Here is a 19,432-nt window from a genome sequence, read left to right as displayed (position 1 = left end):
AAAAGGATCTCCATAAAATTATCCACCCGTTAATATATAACCAGAGAAATAAATTGCGCCGTTACGTCTTGCAGGTACCTTGGGGTCCCTAAACTTTACGTAAAATACACAAATTAGCTAGGCCTTGATCGTAATGACTTCCGCAAATTTTGATATTTCCAGCATCTTTTGAACCTGCCCGGTTGCGCCGCGAAATTCCACTGATTTTCCATCTTCATGAATGGCTTCATGGATTAGAATGAGCATTCCTAATCCAGCGGAATCGATATCATCCAGGCGCCCGAGTTGGACCGAACACTGTGAGCATCCACTGTCCTTAAACTCCTCGATGAGATTTCTGACAGCCTCATTATCAGAAAACGAGAACTTTCCGAGGAAATTGAATTCGCATGTTGCCCCGTCCTGATTCGATGAATACTCCATTTACTAGTCTCCTGCTTCTAATGATTGTTCTAAACTGTGAGAGTTAGCCGCGCACTGTTTCTAGGAACTCTGTAAGGTCACCTTGCATTTTTTTGGTCGGCGCATCCAGCTCTTCCGCCGCCCATAGGACCTTAATGGCGGAACCATAAGATTGGGCCGATTTTTGGGTAACGTTGGCAATTCTGGATGCGACCAACTTCGCACTCTGATCGACCCGTTCTACCGTCTGCGCAATTTCTGATGTGGCCGCACTTTGTTCTTCGACGGCTGCAGAAATTGATGTGACGATTTCATCGATATTGGTGATGGTATTGGTAACGTTTTGTATGGCGTTCATCGACTCCCGAGTTTCAGATTGAACCTTGCTAATTTGTTCGCTGATTTCATCGGTCGCTTTTGATGTCTGGCTGGCCAGGTTCTTTACCTCCGATGCGACGACGGCAAAACCTTTACCGGCATCCCCGGCTCGGGCTGCTTCAATGGTTGCATTCAGGGCCAACAAATTGGTTTGTTCAGCAATATCGGTGATCATACCCACGACCTCACCAATTTTTAGCGCGGCGTCATTCAGGCCTTGAATTTTAGTATTTACCTCCTCTGCTTCGCGGACTGCTGAATTTGCAACTGTAGAGGATTGTGCAACCTGTCGGCTAATCTCTTGAATTGATGCGCTGAGCTCTGCGGTGGCTGCTGCGGCAGACTCAACGTCATGGGACGTTGATATGGATGCTTCTGCAACCTCCAGCGAACCACTGGAGGTCCTGTTAATGCTTCCACCCATTGCGGTTGCAATATCAAATATATTTGTGGAACCAGTGACGATGGTTTTCACCGACGTGCCGACCGATTGATCCAGTTCATCGGCCATCTGATTCATCGTCGAGCGTTTTTCTTCTTCGGCCTCCTGCTTCAGCCGTTCTTGATCGGCCTTAAGTCTATCGCTTTCCAAGGCATTATTCTTGAACACCTCCACCGCTTCCGCCATGTCACCGATTTCGTCGCCACGTCCCGTGCCCGGTACATCAACGGTCATATCGCCGGCGGCAAGTGATTTCATGGAAGTGGTCATGTTGCCGATCGGGTTGGCGATGCCGGCGCCGATGACAACCGCTAGAATAATGCCGATAACCACGCCGCCGATGATGCAGGCCGCGATGAGAGTAAAGGTCGATTTAAGGGTGCTTTCATTCTGCGCCTTACGAGCATTCATTAGACCCGATTCTTCGGCTGCGAATTCACCCATCAGCTTGCGAAAGCCATCGAAGTAGACCTTGCCCTTCGCCTGGCCCACCAGGTCGGCCATGTCGTCCATGGTCTTGGCGGTGCCAATTTTGCGTCGGAGATCGATGGTTGGTTCGGTGACTTTTTGTTGCCAGCCTTTGATCGTGCCTTCTGTTTCTTTCAGCAGTTTGACTTGGGCCGGGTTGTCGCTGACGGTTTTACGAAGTCCCGCGATCTCACTGTAGAACGTTTTTGAACCACCTTTATAGGGATCAAGGAAGACATCTTTACCCGCCAGCAGGTAACCTCGCATGCCGGTTTCCATATCCACCGCGGACGAAAGAATGCCATTGGCCCGCGCAATCACTTTGTAGGTATGCGTGACCCAGCCTTCATTGTCCTTCATGACTTTCAGGTTGGCACCGACTTTGCTTTCGGCGGCTTTTGACTCCGCCTGCCGCTTGGCCATAAGTCCCGCTTCGATATTTTTGAAGTCGGCAATGTGTTTGCGCACGCCGTCGATGAATTTCTTGCCTAATTTCTGTGACACGTAGGCATCAATATCCTTATGGATTTTGGTGCCGGAATTAACCTGACCGCGCAGCTGAATGGCGGGCTCGGTGACATTTGCTACCCAGTCATTGATCAATGTTTCCACGGTTTTCAGGCGTTTGACCTGGGGCGGGTTATCGGAAACCGTGTTCTGCAGGGCTTTGATCTCTGCAAAGAAACCCTTCTTGCCGCCGTTGTAGGGATCAAGAAAATCGTCTTCACCGGCAAGCAAATAGCCACGCATGCCGGTTTCCATATCAACGACATTGGCGAGGACGCTTGTCGCGGCTGCCAGAACCTTTTGCGTATGAGAAACCCAACCGACCGTTTTGTTCATTACTCCAAATTGTTCGCCCACGGACTTTTGTGCTGTTTCGAATTCCGCGCGGCGTTTGTTCAACAAAGTTGCCTCACGCCCGATAAACTTGCCGATTTGGCCCCGGAATTTATCGAAGAAGACTTTGCCTTTTGCTTCCCCCACCAAAGATGCCATGTCGTTCATGGTCTTGGCGTCACCGATTTTACGGCGGAGGTCGATGGTCGGATTGGTGACGTCCTTTTGCCAGGCTCTCAGGGTCTTTTCGACCTCGCTTAGGCGTGCGACTTGCTTCGGGTTGTCGCTAACGGTCTTTTGGAGGTCCGCAATTTTACTATAGGTCGCCTTTTCGCCGCCTGTATAGGGATCGAGAAAACCTTCTTTCCCGGCCAGCAAATAACCCCTCATACCGGTTTCCATATCGACCGCCGAGCCAATGATAGAGGCAGTTTTGGCCAGCACGACGCGGGTATGATCAACCCACCCGTTGGTTTTGACGATGCTGTTGATGCTGGAAACTGAGACAGCCCCCAGAATAATCAACAAGGCCAAGGGTGACAAAACACCGATAAGGACCTTCGTCTTTGTTCGTAAGTTTGAGAACCAAGTTTGAATGGCATTGGACTGCATTGAATTTCCCCTAATTTGGACGAATTGTACGGGCCGATCAATTGTACTGGCCGATCAATTTTTCGGTCCGATCAGATTTTTATTTGGTCGAAATCGTATGATGTAAATGTTTCACAAATATTTCACTCAAATGTTATTTTATATCTATTTGTATATAAATTATGCAATTTTGTAATATATGTATATGTCTTAGGGCATATATCGCAGTCCGATTGTTCGTTAATTCAACCGGTTGCTCGTTAATTCAAGCGCTTGGTTTCGTTTGATACTTTCGCTTTGTAGATAAATTTTCTGTCCACGTTTTGGCCTGACGTGGTTCTGTGTGTTAGAAATTACAATATTGCTAGGCCTTGATCGTAATGACTTCCGCAAATTTTGATATTTCCAGCATCTTTTCAACCTGCCCGGTTGCGCCGCGAAATTCCACTGATTTTCCATCTTCATCAATGGCTTCATGAATTAGAATGAGCATTCCTAATCCAGCGGAGTCGATATCATCCAGGCGCCCGAGCTGGACCGAACACTGTGAGCATCCACTGTCCTTAAACTCCTCGATGAGATTTCTGACAGATTCATTGTCAGAAAACGAAAACTTTCCGAGGAAATTGAATTCGCATGTTGCCCCGTCCTGATTCGATGAATACTCCATTTTCTAATCCCCTGCTTCTCCTGAGCCGAACCTTTGCTGATCGAAATTAGCGTGCTTCATATCCTTATTTTTAAAATCGATGAAGCTGGTAATCTGTCCGCACGGCACTCATGGAATGCCTGTAACTCCATTTGGGAATATTAAACCAGACTTACAAGTGGTAGATTTAATATGTTTTTGATGCCAACGTGAAGCCAGTAAAATTGTTTCTGATGCCTGTCAGTTTTTCAGGTTGGCAAAAGATACGCTGACTTAATGCTGCACCAGGACCTTGATTTTTGTGCGGTGCATGGTCAAGCGCAGTCAAAAATTTGTCTTAACTCTGTCCATGAATTGAATTGGAAGGCCTGAAATTAGGCCCCCTTTTCGTCGGCACCTCGCTAATAAGGCGCTCAGCGGGAAAAACAACGGTAACCGTGGTGCCTTTGTTTTTTGTGCTCTTAATTTCAAATGTACAATTGTGGGCTTCTGCGAGCTTCTTCGCCAATGGTAGACCAAGGCCCGTTCCTTCATGCTTCCGGGCGAGTGACGAATCCACTTGCTCAAAGGGCCTTAGCGCCTTCTGAATTTCACTTTTAGTCATGCCGTCACCGGTGTCCGACACCATGAAACTGATCTGATTATTTTGTTCCAACTGACACTTAATATCGACTGTTCCCCCTTTAGGGGTAAATTTAACGGCGTTAGAAAGTATGTTAATAAGGATTTGTTTCAGCCGACGGACATCGGCGCGAATTGCAAATATGCCTTTGTCGATTTCAGACGTTAAAATGATGCCTCCTAAATCTGCCTTGGTTTTAATCAGTGTCAGGATTTGGTCGATCAAGGGAGTGATCACGACTTCGTCTTCATGCAAATCTAACTTGTCCGCCTCGATTGCGGAAATGTCGAGTATATCGTTTATCAGGTTTAGCAAATGGGTACCGCTGTCCAAAATATGGTTTACATATTCATCCTGCTTTTTATCTAGTTTATCTTTTGGAAGGTTCTGCATAAGTTGACTAAACCCGATGATTGCATTCATTGGGGTGCGCAGTTCATGGCTCATGTTGGCAAGGAATTCCGATTTTACCTGGCTGGCGCTCTCGGCTTCGTGCTTGGCTTGGGTAAGTTCGTTTTCGGTTTTCTTCCTGTCGGTTAGGTCATGCAATGTGCCGACGAATTTTATTTCTCCGTCGCTCATAAATTTATTGGTTGTTAAGTCCATGGGAAAGACCTTGCCGTCGCTTTTCTTGCCAACGACCTCACGATATTTTCCTAAAATTCTTTCCTCACCGGAATTAACGAAATTCGACAGGTGAACATCATGTTCGGAACGATACGGGTCTGGCATGAGATTCGAGACGTTTTTTCCAATCAATTCCTCGCTGCTATAGCCAAACATTTCGTTGACGGTGGGATTGACGTATTCAATCAGGCCGTCCGAATCAATCGTAACGACGCCTTCCGCCATGCTGTTGAGAATAAGATTGAGTTGGCCCATCGTTTCACGAGTTTTAGTTTGAGCTTGCTCAAGTTCGGTGACGTCCATACGAATAATGGCGGTGCCGCCGTTTTGGGTCTTAAATTCATGGACTTGAATAATTTGGCCCCCAGAAAAGTTTCTTTCTATCACCCCTTTTGGATTGCGGTGTCGCTCCAAGCGTTTTTGAATCCACGCTTCATCGCGCACTTCATGATCCTTGCTTTGGACGTTCCTGATGCGGGATCGCAAGAACTCTTCAAATGATACACCGGGTTTTAGATCGATATTAAATTGATCGTTGTTTTGAAATTTCTCATTGCATATGACCAGCCTGTCTTCCTCATCAAAGAGAGCAAAGCCATCTCTAAAGCTGAATACAGCATCTTGAAGCCGCAGACGTTCAGTTCGTGATAAAGCTTCGCTGTTTTGCAGCGCAGTTTCATTCTGTTTACGTTCGGTGATGTCGTGCAAGATTCCGACAAACATTTTTCCTTTGACGGTTTCCATGGGGGCCACATTAATTTCTATGGGAAAGATCGTTCCATCCTGACGCTTTCCTTCTAAGTCCCGGGACTTGTTTATTATTTTTGGAGAATGAATTTTCGATTTCTTAGTATACTCTTGATGAGCAGCTTGTTTATCTTGCGGCATTAAACAGGAGATGTTTTGTCCGAGTATTTCAGTGCTGTCATACCCGAACATATCCTCGGCGGCGGGGTTCATACTTGTGATTATTCCAGCGTCGTCGATCGAAACAATTCCCTCCGCCGTGTTATTTACAATTGAATTTAGCCAACTCGCTCGATCCGTAACCTCGAGCCAGAAACGACGCAGCAGCCAAACGATCAACCCGCACAATATTAATAAAACGGGGATAATCAGCGCCGAGTTTTTGATTAATGATTTACCTCTTTGGATCGTATTTGTGCTTTCCTTGATCCCGACCGCCCGCATTTTCGCCCACGTCGATTCGAGAACAATGAATGCGGCAAGTGCCTTTCGATCATCAACTTTAACGGCTTGGTCGATTTCCGTTTGAGACGCGCCTGACGCGACCAGCTTTATCGCCAGATTGATTTTGATAGCGTACTCTACAACCACGTCCTCGATAGCACTTACGGCGAGACGTTCTTTTTTGGAAAGAGTCGTGGTTTTGAGCAGCGCCAACTCGACCTTTAAATTATTAATACTTTTTTGCGCTTTTTCTATCGTCTTCGGTTCGGAACGAAGGACATAATTCTTAAAGTGATGAATGAAACCACCATAACCGAATTGTCTGAGTATGTGGGCCAGGTGCATGCCCTTTTTCTCTGGTTTTTCTTGGTAGACTGTCCAACTGTCCAATACCTTATCGAAGGTATTGGTGGTGAAGGCTCCAACAACAATAAGAATCGAAACCAGAAAAATAATCGCAGCACTGCCACCATATGCGAGAAGTTTAATTCTTCGATGGTCCTGAAAGGTTTGAATTTTCTGCGGTATGTTTTTCATACCCATTCTTTCAAGAAAATTCGATAAAGATTAGACGCATAACAACAGCCTGCGCGCCGTCTTCCTATGCTCCTCAATCATATACATGGGGCATAAGAGCGTATTGACCAAAGTCAAGGTGCGATAAATTTTGATTTTGTTAGGAGCAGCGGGTCGAGCGTTGGCTCACCTTAATGCGGCACAACGCCTTTAATCTGCGTGCGATGCATGATGCGGCGTTGGCTGTCATCGAAGGGGTTGCGGTGGTGCATGGTGGACCAGTTGTCCCAGATCAGCAGGTCGCCGACTTTCCATTCGTGACGCCAGGCGAATTTTTCTTGGGTGGCGTGTTCCCAAAGGTCATCCAGCAGCGCCTCGCTGTCGTTTAGTTCCATGTCCGTGATCAAAGCGTGCGGACGACGGCCAAGCATCAGATGCTTGCGGTTTGTCGCGTGGTGGTGGACGGCGATGGGGTGATGCGCGCCAGGGGTTTCCAGCGGGCTATCCTGTTCTTCCCAGTTCGGTGTGAGTGCGCCGGATGAATTGTGCGCGTGGTCGTGGACCAGTTCGTGCCCCTGCATACGAGCGCTGAGGTCATCAGGCAGGGTATCGAACGCCAGGTACTGATTCGAAAACCCGGTCTCACCACCTTGGCTTGGAATTTCCAGCGCGTACAGAAGGCTACACAGCGGCACGTCATCCAGATACGTCATGTCCGCATGCCAATAGGCTTCACTGGCACCAAGCGCGCCCATCTCTTTGCCGGAGTCATCTTTTAGGTTGGAGATAACAATGATTTCCGGGTGCTCAGGAATCCATGGGTCGTTATCAATCCGCGTCTTGCGCGGCAGATCGATCTCGCCAAAGAACCGCGCGAATTCTAAAAACTGTGGATCATCAATATCCTGCCCGCGAAATAAAATTACCTGATGTTCATGCAGCGCCTGTCTGATTTCAGGGAAAGAGGCGGCATCAACTTTGCTCACATCAACGCCTTTGATCTCAGCACCCAAGGGGCCGCCTGAGGGGATGATTTCGAGAGTTGATTTGTTACTCATGTTCAGCACTTTCCTAAACGTAACTTGTGGGCCAGTTGCTTAAATTATGCTCACCAATGCCGCCCGTCAATCTTGAGCGATGAATCTTTAGCATCGACTTCAGGTAGGCGCGTGTCTCTCTGGGGTCGATGACTTCTTTAACGCCGTAGACAGCGGCCAAGTCATAGGCGCTGCCGCCGCGTTCGCGGAGTTCGTCGAGCAATTGATTAAACCGTTCCGGATCATCATCTTCATCAATGCCATGCACGATGGAAACGGCGGAGCGGGGGTCCATGAAGCTGACATCCGCTGACCACCACGCGGCAATTTCCTCGACCGTGCCACCGGCTCCCATGTTGATGAAACCGCGACCGTAACTTTTCCGCATGATGATTGTGATCTTGGGGATGGTGGTTTGCAGCATCGCGTTCATCCAATTGATGACCTTACCGATGACGCCTTCTTTCTCGGCTTCGGGGCCGATTAGGAATCCAGGCTGATCTTGCAAAAACACCACCGGGATATTGTACGAATCACACAGCACCAAAAAGCTCGTCGCCTTGGTGCATCCCATCGCGTCCATGACGCCGCCTTTGAACTTTGGATTGTTGGCGATGAAGCCGACGGAATGTCCATCGATGCGCGCCAATCCTGTGGTCAGGCTTTTGGCATAGCGCGCTTTGATTTCGAAAAAGCTGTCGGTATCGACGGTTGCTTTGATGACGTTGCGGACGTCGTAGGTTTTGGACAAGGCTTCTGGAATCAAATCTAGAATAGTTTCAGCGGCATCGTCTGAACCCTCGGGCACGGCGAGCACGGGCGGGGCTTCGTTCTGGTGACTGGGCATATAGCTCAGGAACTTTTTCACCAAGTCGATGGCGTCTTCATCTGTGTCGGCCACTGCATCGGCAAAGCCTGTGTGGTCGGCATGAACTTTCCAGCCACCGAGTTCTTCGCCCGTCACGTCGCGCCCCAATGCCTTGGATACCATTCGTTCGCTGGAGACAGCCAAGACGGAGCCCTTGCGAAATACATTGAAGTCAGCAGCGCAAGCATGCCATGCGGCAGACCCCAGCGCGTATCCCATGATCGCGGACACCCAGGGGGATTCTCTTTTTCTTAAAAACCGCGGGCCTTCGTTGGTGTTGCCCATGCCTTCGCCCATGATGTCGGGCATGCGCACACCGGTGGATTCACTCAGGAACACAATTGGAAATCCGCGCTTGGCTCCCATCTCTTTGATGTGCGCCATCTTCTTGTTGTTGGTGGCGCTGGACGATGATCCTTTGACGGTGAAGTCATAGCCGACAACGCCGACTTGCCGTCCGTCAACTTCCCCAAAGCCACAGACCTTTCCATCGGTCGGGGTTTGGTCTCGCATCTCTTTAATATACGACGTGCCGAACAAACCGGATTCACGAAAGCTGTCGCCGTCGACTAAACGCTCTACCCGTTCGCGCGCATTGAGGGTCTTATCGTTACGTCGGCGTTCAAGTTTCTTCGGTCCGCCCATGGCTTTGGCGGTGGCGCTGCGCTTTGCGTGCTCGTCTATTTTATCGTCGTAACTCATGGGAATTACCCTCGATCCTCAAGGGCAGGGAAGTCTCTTGGTTCGGTGCCAATGAACTGTGAGGACGGATGGATCAACCGGTTATAGGCACGCTGTTCTGTGATGTGGGCAATAAGACCACAGGTCCGCGCAATCAAGAACAACGTCGGGAAAATATGTGTCGGCAAGCCGCACATTTTGTAAATCACGGCGGTGTAATAATCCAAGTTGGCGAACATCTTCTTCTCGCGCCACATGACGGATTCAACGCGTTCTGCAATATCATAAAGTGCGGTGTCACCTGCGGCATCAGACAAGTCCTTCGCCCATTTGCGATTGATCGCGTTCCGAGGATCGGCGGTGGCATAGGCGCGTTGGCCAAAGCCGGTCAGGCGGACTTTATTGGCGATCATATCAATGACCGATGCTTCTGCCTGATCTGGGTTTTCAAATTTTTCCAGGGTCGTCATGACCTTGGCATTTGCGCCGCCATGCAAGGGACCGCGTAGCGTGCCGATTGCGGACGTCATGCACGAATAAATATCTGACAGTGTTGATCCTGCAATCCGCGCTGCATAGGTCGATGAATTGAAATCATGCTCGGCATAGATGATCAGCGACACATCAAGCGCACGGCGAAACGTCTCGTCAGGTTCTTCGCCATGCAGCAGGTGAAGAAAGTGCCCAGCCACGGTTTCTTCGCCGGTTTCAGTTTCAATGCGGGTGCCGGACTCAACATAGTGATGCCAATACATCAGCATCGAACAGAAACGATTGGCGAGCTTGGAACCAATAACGACGATATTGTTATCCTCAGTTTCCGGCTCCAGGCTGCCCATGATGGAGCAGCCCGTCCTGAGAACATCCATGGGGTTGGAACCTGCCGGAATTTTCTCCAATACAGATGTTAAATCATCCGAAAGGTAGCGCCCTTGGGCCAGGGTCTCTTTGTAGCCCTTCAGCTGATCCGCCGTCGGTAATTCGCCATGTGCCAATAAATAAGAAACCTCTTCGTAGGTCGCTTTGGCGGTGAGGTCTTTTATCTCGTAGCCATAATAAAAAAGAAGGTTTTCGTCTTTATTGATTTGGCAAATCCGGGTCTCGTCAACCAAGACGCCCGCCAAGCCCTTGTGCACTTCTCCGCTCATGAAAATCTTCCTCAATTTATTAGATTAATTGTTGCCGCCTGAATACGATTATATGAACGATATATCATGCTTTTAGGCCGTCACTTGTCAAGTTAAGGGGGGCGAGTGAGAATGAGCGGGAGAATAGGGGAAGTCGGAAATAAAGTGCCGCTGAGCGTCCTTCGAGACGCGCTCAAGCGAGCGCTCCTCAGGATGAGGTTGATTTTATTTTATATAATTTTCAAAGTCCTACCCAATATCCTCATCCTGAGGAGCCGCGTTAGCGGCGTCTCGAAGGACGCTCAGCGGCACACTGTTAGGAGATTAGAGTGATCGTTCAAGATCTGCAGCCTCGTCGTTTTATGGCAAAATCTCTTTTGGATTTTACCTTCGAAATTCTCGTCGCTGCGGGTTTGTCTCGTTCAGACGCTGAAACCATTGCTAAATACATCATTCAGGCTGACGAAATTGGTTCTGATTCCCATGGAATTTTCCGACTGCCCCAATACATCGATGAAATTCGGAACGGCAAGATAAAAACCCATTCAAACATTCGTATCGAATCCGAAACAAATTCCACGGCGGTGGTGAATGGCGACACTGGGTTCGGCCATTTGACCCTGAAGACCGCCACGGGCTTGGCGATCAAAAAGGCATCTGCCGAGGGCGCTGCGTGGGTTGGGGTGAACCACGGCAATCTTGCAGGCCCCGGCGCGATCTGGGTTCGGGAGATTCTTGCCCATGATATGATCGGTATCTACGGTGCCGTCGGCGGAAATAACCTGGTGCCGCCGTGGGGTGGGACGGACCGCCTGTTGGGCAGCAATCCAATCGCGATTGGTGTTCCAGGAGGAGAAGAGTCGCCTCTCGTATTGGATATGGCAACCACAGTGGCCTCTAACGGCAGTGTCCAATTGAAGGCTCAGCAGGGCGAAGCAATGCCCGAGGGCTGGATGGTTGACCAAGAGGGCAATCCCCTTACCGATCCAGCTAAATCCAAAGAAGGCTTTTTGCTGCCCGTCGGCGACTACAAAGGATTTGGCTTGGCGATGATGGTGGGGTTATTGGGCGGGGTTCTAAACGGCGCTGCCATGGGCCGCGATGTGACACAGAAATCTCCCAACATTGGTCAATTCATCGCCGCGATTTCCATCGACTCCTTCGGCGACGTGGAGACCTTTAAGCGCAATGTAGACACCGTCGCGCGCGATATTCGGGGATCGGGAAAATTACCAGGGGTCGCGGCGGTTCGGCTGCCAGGTGACGCCGCAGAAGCAAAACGGCTGGACCGTTTGGCGAATGGAATTCCGATAGGGAAGGAGCTTTATGCGACGTTGAACGACGTTGCAGGAAAATTAGATGTGGCCGAATTAGCCAATTAAATCCACCAATTAATTAATTAATTTATCAATTAAGTTCTTTTATTGATAATAATTAATATTTATGATTGTTAAAAATTTATTCTATGGAATGATTGTACTTCTGATATGAATCCAATTGCCGACTCAATTCTTTCAACGACATCCATTTTTTACATTGAAGATGATCAGGCGAATGTCTCTTTGATGAAGTTGATCATCAAGAGAGCCGGAAATCTTACATTAGAAACGGCGAGATCAGCGGAAGAGGGGCTTCCTGCTATCGCAGAGAGACAACCTGACCTCGTTCTTATGGATATCAATTTGCCGGGATTGAGCGGAATTGATGCAACCCGGAAATTAAAAGAGAACAAGGCGACATCTCATATCCCGGTGGTTGCTGTTAGCGCAAATGCCACAACTTACGATAAAGTCCTCGCCAAAAGTGCGGACTTTTTTTGTTATCTAACCAAGCCATTAAATGTGGGCGATGTTATGGAGGTTATCGTCGCGGCTGTTGGCGGTGAAAAGCGATCGATTGAACCGGATTCAACGGAACAAGAAGCCCCCCCGCAGGTGGAAGAGGAGACAGGTATACTATCAGCCAGCGCCATCGAAATTATCCAACGTTCTAAGAAGACATTGCCGGATGGTTATATAGATGTAATACGGAAAATGTTTTTGGGCATCCCTGAATTACGGGATAAATTACAATCTGCCTTGGACACTGATGATTTTAAATCTGCGGAAACTGCGGCCCATAAGCTTAAAACATATAGCGCAACTTTGGGTGCCGTTAAATTATCTAAGATGGCAGAGAAAGCGGAATTTGCGACAAAGAATGAAAATTTGAATGAGATTACGGAATTACTCCAAGAAATGAGCCATGAATATTATCGGGTTACCCCTGCCATAGAAAAATTGTTGGAGTCCTAGTGATAACTCAAGTTATTGAAGATTGCCTGCCTCTTGACTTTTTAGTACGAAAATTGCATTTACTGCGGCCAACGACATCCCATGTTATTAAGTGATCGTCGGCTCGGCATATCAGTGGGATCTGTCGGGGACCTAGTTTCGGTTAGAGGGAGGCCTAAAAATGGCACGCAAAAAACCCAAAGGCACGAACTCGTCGTTCATGATGTTTAATGTCACCTATGAAGACGGCATGGTGACGTCGAACAGGCGGGTCGCAAATGAACTCCTCGATCAGAAGTTTGGCGACTCGATACAAGATTTGGCCCTTTCTGCCATTATGGAACAAGATAATGAGATCGCCCGCCGGTCCAGCCAGCGCCGCGCTAAGATTAAAACCATCGCCAGAGCTTAGAAATATTCTTGTTTAGGCATCAATAGGGCTGAAACGCCCGCTCTCCTTCAAAAATTTTAATAAATAACCTGCGCGAATACGAAATCGTGCGCGGTGTTGACTATGTCTTTGGATGCTCACCGTATACATTTAGACATATAAAAATATACTTTAGACATATTCCAGACAGATTCATTCCGTATCCTGACATCATTGGATTTGTCGACAAAATTTAGATTGGAGAATATATTATGAGCAAAGCCAACAGTCGCAACGAATATTACATCAAGCGTTCATTATCGATTAGAGGATGGGACCTGATGAAGGGCGACGTCGTCGTTTCATGTTTCTTTTCCAAAAGCAGTGCCGCCGAAGGATGCGCGATTCTATCGCAGCATTCTGACATACAGATGTCGGCCGCGAATTAGCAGCTTTAACTCAGATCGGCGTGATAGACCGACGGAGGCTGGGTTAGGAAGCCCAGCAAGACGTGATAGGCCAGCATGTAATTTTTCTGCTGGAAACTGGCGTGGGAAATGCCCGCCATCACCGTGAACTGCTTATCCGGATTGGGAATCTTGTTAAAGAATTCCAATAAGTCTTCCATCGACGCAATCCCATCCCATTGGCCGCGCATCACAAAACACGGCATCGTCAATTTTTCAGGATCAACCACCGGCAAGTTCTGACACATGTCGACGTAGGTGCCGTTGGGGATCGAGTCATCTAGTTTACAAATAGCTTCCGCGAAAGCTTCGACCACTGAATCTTCGGCACATCCTGGATGGTCGCGGCTGAAGATGGAGCGCACGAAGTCCAGGTTAATCGGACGACGGCGGTTGGCTTTGAATTCAGGTAATTTCTTGGCACGGTCTACCAGGGTCGGGCTTCCTTTTCCGGTCCAGACCATCGCGTCCATGACCAGCCGGTCCACCTTATCTGGGTTTTGTTCGGCAAACAGGGCGGCCCGCAATGCGCCGGATGAAATCCCATACATGTGGGCCTTGCTGACGCTGCGGAGATTGTAAATGTAATCGCACGCGGACTTTACATCATTGGCCCCGTCTTGAATGTAAAATTGCGCGTCCCGGTCTTTGTCTGAACGGCCATAGCCTTCCATATCGACGCACCATGTATCATAGCCCTGCAGCGCGAAGTAATTCATCGCGGAAGAAAACGGGCGGCCTTCGACGTGCAAATCAAACGTCGGCTGTGACGCCATGGATGACCCATGTACAAAGATGATGGTGCCCTTAGAGTCGCCAGGGTTCCCGACATACTTGTTCCACATGAAGATGTTGATCGAACCGTCCTTTTTGGTCCAATGCTCTTCACCTTTGACATCTTGTTCTGTTGGTTGGGCCATTTGATCCATAGTCTCCGCAATGTTTGATTTAAAAACGTAATAGTTACAAAGCCAGAGGGTAAGCTCTGCAGGATAGAAGGCAATAGCCATCTCCGATATTTTTTACTCTTACTTGACCGGTTTCTGTGCCGCGCTTACCATTTAAGAATGCAAAACATAAGAGAAACCCCCCTTTCAAGCCCGATGACATGGTCGGCGGAGACCTTGTTGGAGAACGATGGGCTTGTCACCCTTGATGCAAATTGTCTCGCTGAAATGGATCAGGTGGCGGCAGAGCTTGAGGCCAATCCACTACCATCAGAGGCTCTTGACCCGAGCTTTTTTGAAATGCCGTCCTGTCAGGCTGCGATGGCTAAGGTGCATGCTCAAATCCACACTGGAATTGGTTTCGCCATTATCGATCGCTTACCACTTGAGCGCTTGGAAACTGAGACAGCGAAGAAGCTGTATTGGTTGCTGATGTCGATGATCAGCCGTCCGGTCGCCCAAAAATGGGACGGGACGATGATCTACGATGTGCATGACACCGGGGCGACGGTGGGTGCGGGCTCCGATGTTCGATCATCGAAAACCCATGCTGGGCAAGGCTATCACATCGACAACGCCTTTAACTTACCGCCAGACTTTGTCGCGTTGTTTTGTCTACAAGTCGCACGCGAAGGCGGCATGAGCGGGCTGGTGAGTTTCGAGACGGTCTATAATCTTTTGTTGGAAGAATGCCCAGAGGTGCTGCCACGGCTGTTCGAACCGTTCTTTTATGACCGCCAGAAGGAACACGCGCCTGGCGACGAAGATGTGTCTGAAAAGCCGGTTTTTGAATCCGATGGCAATGTGGTCTTTGCGAATTATTCTCCGCGCATCATCCGCCAAGGCTACGAAATAATGGATCAGAAAATGGACGCTGCCACCCAGACCGCCATGGACGCGCTGATGGATATTTCAGAACGCTCTGGCCTTGGCAAAACCTTTGTCTTCCAACCCGGCCAAATTCAGATCGTCAACAACAAGCGCCTCGGCCACCGGCGTACGGAATTCCACGATTGGCCAGAGCCTGAACGCCGTCGGCATTTGGTGCGAATCTGGTTGCGGGGGGAGGGGCGGCCATTTTATCAGGGGTAGCGAACCTTTAGTTGAGCGATGCTCAGTTTACGATTCCAAATAACTGATAGCACAGGGGCCTGTCATGGTAGGGGGATCTTCCCGATGAACCTTTCCGGTCTCAAGATCAATCCATTCAACATCTGTTGCATTATCCGGGATCGAACTTTCTCCTGAGAATTCGACAACGACTCGCCTGCCATCGCTTCCCTTAAGAACATCCTCCTCAAGCACCCACTCATCCCCACTCAGCAACCCCATCAGGTGTTTGATCACATGGCTGCCGAGTTTCGGATTGTAGCGCCGATCAACAAGACCGGCGCGGGCGAAGTAGCCGCGGTCACTATCGGCGAATGTATCGAGGGTGACTTCAACCGCAGCGGTGCCGACAGCGGCGATTAAAGCTTTAGCAAAGCGGGTGGTGTTTTCAGCTTCGTCCATAAAGGCCTCAGCAGGGCTGGAGCCCGAGGTTCTGATATAGAGGCACATAATTCGGCCGAGAAATTTATTGATTTCCATGGCTTCGCGGGCCGCAGCAATTGGGCAGACATCGTTGTTGATCTTGAACATGAAGCCGTCGATGGCGTCTGTTCCTTTGGTTTCTTTGATGAATTTCATCAGGTCTTGCAACTCAGCAAAGACAAAGCCATGGCTGATCAGATGATTAAACCGTGCGCCTTCGAATTTCCCGGCGTCCTTCCTATTGACGCGGGAGAGATATATAGGGACACCCGTCGCAGTCTTTAGGTCCGCAATTTTCGGCATCACTTTCGCAACGTCTTCCCAAACAATCACAATTTCTAAAACGTGAATGAGTGCCGCGTGTGCGGTGATTGCTTCCAGCACCTTTCCCGTCGGCACGCCATAGCAGTAGACCTGAAACACGTGTCCTGCTTGTGTGAGGATTTCCATGCGGCGTCGAATGCGGGGGTCGACCAAGTCCTGGACCGGGACCCGAAGCCGCCGCACCCCCATCTCCCACAGGGCCAAGACGGGATAATCATTGCGGGCGCGCTTGCGCTCAAATTCATCGACCGCCCCAGAAGGCGCAATTTCCAATTCTTCGGCCCACGGATGGCGCATGTCGAGTCCAACCGACGTAATGGTGGATTCCTTTGGCTGGACCGTTGGCGCAGTGGGTGGCCAGTCGGTTAAGCTATCGCCTTCATCAAGGGTGCGGCCATAGGTTCGAAGGTTCTCTACCACGTGGCCGTGTTCGTAAACCCGTACCCTGAAATAGCCGAGTTTCGGTTCATCGTTGCGACCGAATTGATCGCCGGGCTCGATCTTGAAAAATTCACTGTAATCGTGGCGCACGAAGGCGGTAGAGGGCAGCAGGTAAATTTCAGTCTCGCCAACAACGTCATACCAAAAATTATGTACGTGGCCGCAGAACATCGCTTCCGGCTTATAGGTTTTGATCAGATCAAGAAGCCATGTCCGTCCTGGCTCATCGATGTTGTCATAGGACGAATTTTCATCGCGGTTGGAAATGTAAGGTGGGTAATGAATACAGATGAACGTTCTGGCGTCCTCATGGACGGCCAAGTCAGCCTCCAGCCATTTGCGTTGCATCTCCTCACTCTCTAGGCCGGAGTTAATGATCGAGGCGTTCAAGATAATAATATGAAGTCCGTTCTGGTCGAACGAGAAATAATCATCACCGAAATGGGATCGATAGATGTCTAAGAATTCATCGGTGACAGTGCCCGCCGGCATCCAAGATACCGGCTTGTCGCCGACGTCATGATTTCCGGGCACGACAAAATAGGGCGCGTCCAGGTTTGCAATCTGAGATTTGAAATGCCCCGCGGCTTCGGCGTAGGTCGGCAGCTCCGGCACTGGGTTTACGATATCGCCCAAGTGCACAACGAACTCAGGTTTCAGAAGATTAAGCTCCGCAATTACCCGCCGGGTCCGCGCATTGGCCAGCGCGTTGGCAGGGTAGGGGGAGGACGAATAATCCTCCGACTGGTTCATGTGCGTGTCAGCGATAACCGCGAAGGTGAAGAGATGCTTTCCTAACTTCGCCACAACAGACTCACACAAAGCCCCAGATTTGCCCCTCACGGTCTTCTGTTTTCCAGACGCCCTTATCCAACCGGTCCTGACGTCGCTTGCGGAGTTCAGGCTTGAAGGCCGCGTTGGCGAGCAAGGTGATGGAATCAGCAGCCAGTAACTGACGGACAAGATGCGGTGACGGGGTGGTTTCGGGCATGCTGCGCGCATAGCCGAGGTCTTCCAACAAATCCCCAATCAGGAATTCAATTAACGAACGATCATTTTCATCCAGCGCCTTATACAACTCGCAGTACTCAGTAGAAATCGGCCGCGATGTTCTGGCGTGCAGGGTATCGGACTTGCCCCAATGCTTGGCGGATTCCGTTTCGCTGTGTTGCAACATCAACGGTGAATAGTCTTCGCCGATGAAATCACAAACAGTTCGTAAATGAGCTTCCGGCGCGGCGCAGAAATCTTCGTACTTAACTTCGAGATAAGAATCCGCCGACAGGCTTTTTGCCGAATGACGAATGGACGAGACCCAGGTTTGCCAAACGTTGGCCCCGGAATAAAGTGTCTCCGGAAACAGCGAGGATTCTGCCAAGTCCATTGCCGCGTCACGGCCATCCCGGATCAGGTGAATGAACTGCGCGCCAGAAAAATCGCTTTTAATCTCATTGACCCACAGCGCATTGCGAGGCGACTTTTCACCCCAACGCGGCTTCCCCTTGGTTTCCGCATACAGCAGATGAAGCGCATCATAAAGACCTGGAAAAGTCGGCTCCGGCGCGCGCGCGACAAGCTGATCGGCGCTAAAGGTTTCCGCCCATCTTTGAATGGTCGGACAATCGAGCATGTCCTGGGCCATTGCTTTAAGGTTCTCAGGAACCGTGGTGTCACCATAACTATAAATATAAGGCTGAAAGAAATCATACAGCCAAGCCGGTGGGGGAACCGCGATATTCGGGTGGGAGTCCATGATCAAGCGAAACAGGGTTGAACCAGACCGAGGCGAACTAACTAAAAATATTGGTTTTTCGTGAAGACCAGCCATAAAATTCTCCTTAAACAATGCACGCATGATGCAATATGTATGCACCTTGTCAAGGGGGGCGGCGTGCTTTGGGAGGTGTGTTATAAGACGACTATTTCAATCCACCTAAAATCACCGCCGTGCTGGCAACAATAACCGGGAATAGAAAGAGTGCTGCTCCGACAGGTTCGGTGAGGACCCGAGTTATGGAACGCCCACTCTCTTCGGCAACTCGAAGGGCTGTCAGCCAAAGGGCTAATCCCCCAGCTGCAACCCAGAACCAGTAGCCAATGAGAAGTGGAAACTTTTCCAGAAATGGAATGTGCCACGAAATCATAATGCCGAGTGCGAACGCAAAAAGCCGAATTGCGAGTTTCGGCCAAGCGAAAACAGTCACCATACCGATCACATAGAATTCATTTGCCAGCCACCCAATGGCGATAAAGAGGAATTCGAAGAACTCACGTGGTGTCTTGATGGAGCGACCTTCACTAAGCAACCGCCAAAATTCTTTGTGGGCGAGTTCGGCACCGTCATAACCTATATTCTTATCCAGGATCGGTAAGAACCAGCAGATGGCGAAGAAGGCGAGCGATGCCAACCAGCCAAACTTTCGGACGCGGGGTGTGTTAAATTCTTGCAGCATGAAACCTGACCGTCCTTCAAAATTCTTCAACACAGAGGTTATGAAGAGATTAGAGACATTATTCGCCAAAGTTTAGCCCTATTGAGGAAAGGTGGAAGCATGTAAGTTGATACGGATCGTTGTCAGGTGGACGGATTGTTAACTTTACCAAGGGAATGTTCGTGTTGAACCAATGTATAAGGTGT

Annotated in this window: 16 protein-coding genes; 5 read left to right on the top strand and 11 right to left on the bottom strand. The window is 49.5% G+C overall.

Translation table 11 applies throughout. The features are described 5' to 3' along the window. Positions 1–117: 117 nt before the first annotated feature. The 7 genes from HOM51_09625 to HOM51_09595 form a co-directional block, all read right to left on the bottom strand. Positions 118–423, bottom strand: a complete 306-nt coding sequence (locus HOM51_09625) for an STAS domain-containing protein (protein MBT5034768.1) — start codon at positions 421–423, stop codon at positions 118–120. A gap of 43 nt (positions 424–466) precedes the next feature. Continuing rightward, positions 467–3,142, bottom strand: a complete 2,676-nt coding sequence (locus HOM51_09620; GenBank protein ID MBT5034767.1) for a HAMP domain-containing protein — start codon at positions 3,140–3,142, stop codon at positions 467–469. Between the two features lie 343 nt (positions 3,143–3,485). Then, complete coding sequence (locus HOM51_09615) at positions 3,486–3,791, bottom strand: STAS domain-containing protein (protein ID MBT5034766.1); 306 nt, start codon at positions 3,789–3,791, stop codon at positions 3,486–3,488. Between the two features lie 316 nt (positions 3,792–4,107). Next, positions 4,108–6,747: a PAS domain S-box protein gene (locus HOM51_09610; protein ID MBT5034765.1), complete on the bottom strand. Its 2,640-nt coding sequence runs from the start codon at positions 6,745–6,747 to the stop codon at positions 4,108–4,110. A 170-nt stretch (positions 6,748–6,917) separates the two neighbouring features. Beyond that, positions 6,918–7,784, bottom strand: coding sequence for a TauD/TfdA family dioxygenase (locus HOM51_09605; GenBank protein MBT5034764.1), 867 nt, complete (start codon positions 7,782–7,784; stop codon positions 6,918–6,920). A 13-nt stretch (positions 7,785–7,797) separates the two neighbouring features. Further along, positions 7,798–9,333, bottom strand: a complete 1,536-nt coding sequence (locus HOM51_09600) for a methylmalonyl-CoA carboxyltransferase (protein MBT5034763.1) — start codon at positions 9,331–9,333, stop codon at positions 7,798–7,800. A gap of 5 nt (positions 9,334–9,338) precedes the next feature. Further along, the gene (locus tag HOM51_09595) at positions 9,339–10,460 is read right to left on the bottom strand and encodes a 2-methylcitrate synthase (protein ID MBT5034762.1); all 1,122 of its coding nucleotides are present in this window, start codon (positions 10,458–10,460) and stop codon (positions 9,339–9,341) included. A 308-nt stretch (positions 10,461–10,768) separates the two neighbouring features. Between HOM51_09595 and HOM51_09590 the strand changes: the two genes are divergently transcribed. The 4 genes from HOM51_09590 (at position 10,769) to HOM51_09575 (ending at position 13,531) form a co-directional block, all read left to right on the top strand. Further along, positions 10,769–11,821, top strand: coding sequence for an Ldh family oxidoreductase (locus HOM51_09590; GenBank protein MBT5034761.1), 1,053 nt, complete (start codon positions 10,769–10,771; stop codon positions 11,819–11,821). A 183-nt stretch (positions 11,822–12,004) separates the two neighbouring features. Next, positions 12,005–12,733: a response regulator gene (locus HOM51_09585; GenBank protein ID MBT5034760.1), complete on the top strand. Its 729-nt coding sequence runs from the start codon at positions 12,005–12,007 to the stop codon at positions 12,731–12,733. Between the two features lie 160 nt (positions 12,734–12,893). Then, a complete protein-coding gene (locus HOM51_09580; GenBank protein MBT5034759.1) occupies positions 12,894–13,124 on the top strand; it encodes a hypothetical protein in 231 nt (76 codons plus the stop codon). 230 nt (positions 13,125–13,354) lie between these two features. Continuing rightward, on the top strand, positions 13,355–13,531 hold the full coding sequence (locus HOM51_09575; GenBank protein ID MBT5034758.1) for a hypothetical protein: 177 nt from the start codon (positions 13,355–13,357) through the stop codon (positions 13,529–13,531). Positions 13,532–13,536: 5 nt separating this feature from the next. Here HOM51_09575 and HOM51_09570 read toward each other — a convergent pair whose 3' ends face one another. Next, on the bottom strand, positions 13,537–14,478 hold the full coding sequence (locus HOM51_09570) for an alpha/beta hydrolase (protein ID MBT5034757.1): 942 nt from the start codon (positions 14,476–14,478) through the stop codon (positions 13,537–13,539). Positions 14,479–14,673: 195 nt separating this feature from the next. Between HOM51_09570 and HOM51_09565 the strand changes: the two genes are divergently transcribed. Continuing rightward, positions 14,674–15,588 (top strand): TauD/TfdA family dioxygenase, encoded by a 915-nt coding sequence (locus tag HOM51_09565; GenBank protein ID MBT5034756.1) that lies wholly within the window; start codon positions 14,674–14,676, stop codon positions 15,586–15,588. Between the two features lie 27 nt (positions 15,589–15,615). Here the strand turns inward: HOM51_09565 and HOM51_09560 are convergent, their stop codons facing one another. The 3 genes from HOM51_09560 to HOM51_09550 all read right to left on the bottom strand — a co-directional run bounded on the left by HOM51_09560 (position 15,616) and on the right by HOM51_09550 (position 19,247). Continuing rightward, complete coding sequence (locus HOM51_09560; GenBank protein ID MBT5034755.1) at positions 15,616–17,601, bottom strand: hypothetical protein; 1,986 nt, start codon at positions 17,599–17,601, stop codon at positions 15,616–15,618. Between the two features lie 7 nt (positions 17,602–17,608). After that, positions 17,609–18,622, bottom strand: a complete 1,014-nt coding sequence (locus tag HOM51_09555) for a sulfotransferase (GenBank protein MBT5034754.1) — start codon at positions 18,620–18,622, stop codon at positions 17,609–17,611. A 91-nt stretch (positions 18,623–18,713) separates the two neighbouring features. After that, positions 18,714–19,247 (bottom strand): hypothetical protein, encoded by a 534-nt coding sequence (locus HOM51_09550; GenBank protein ID MBT5034753.1) that lies wholly within the window; start codon positions 19,245–19,247, stop codon positions 18,714–18,716. Positions 19,248–19,432 lie beyond the last annotated feature (185 nt).

The sequence above is a fragment of the Rhodospirillaceae bacterium genome (assembly GCA_018660465.1).
Classification (GTDB): domain Bacteria; phylum Pseudomonadota; class Alphaproteobacteria; order Rhodospirillales; family JABJKH01; genus JABJKH01.
This window is presented reverse-complemented; position numbering and strand designations above follow the sequence as displayed.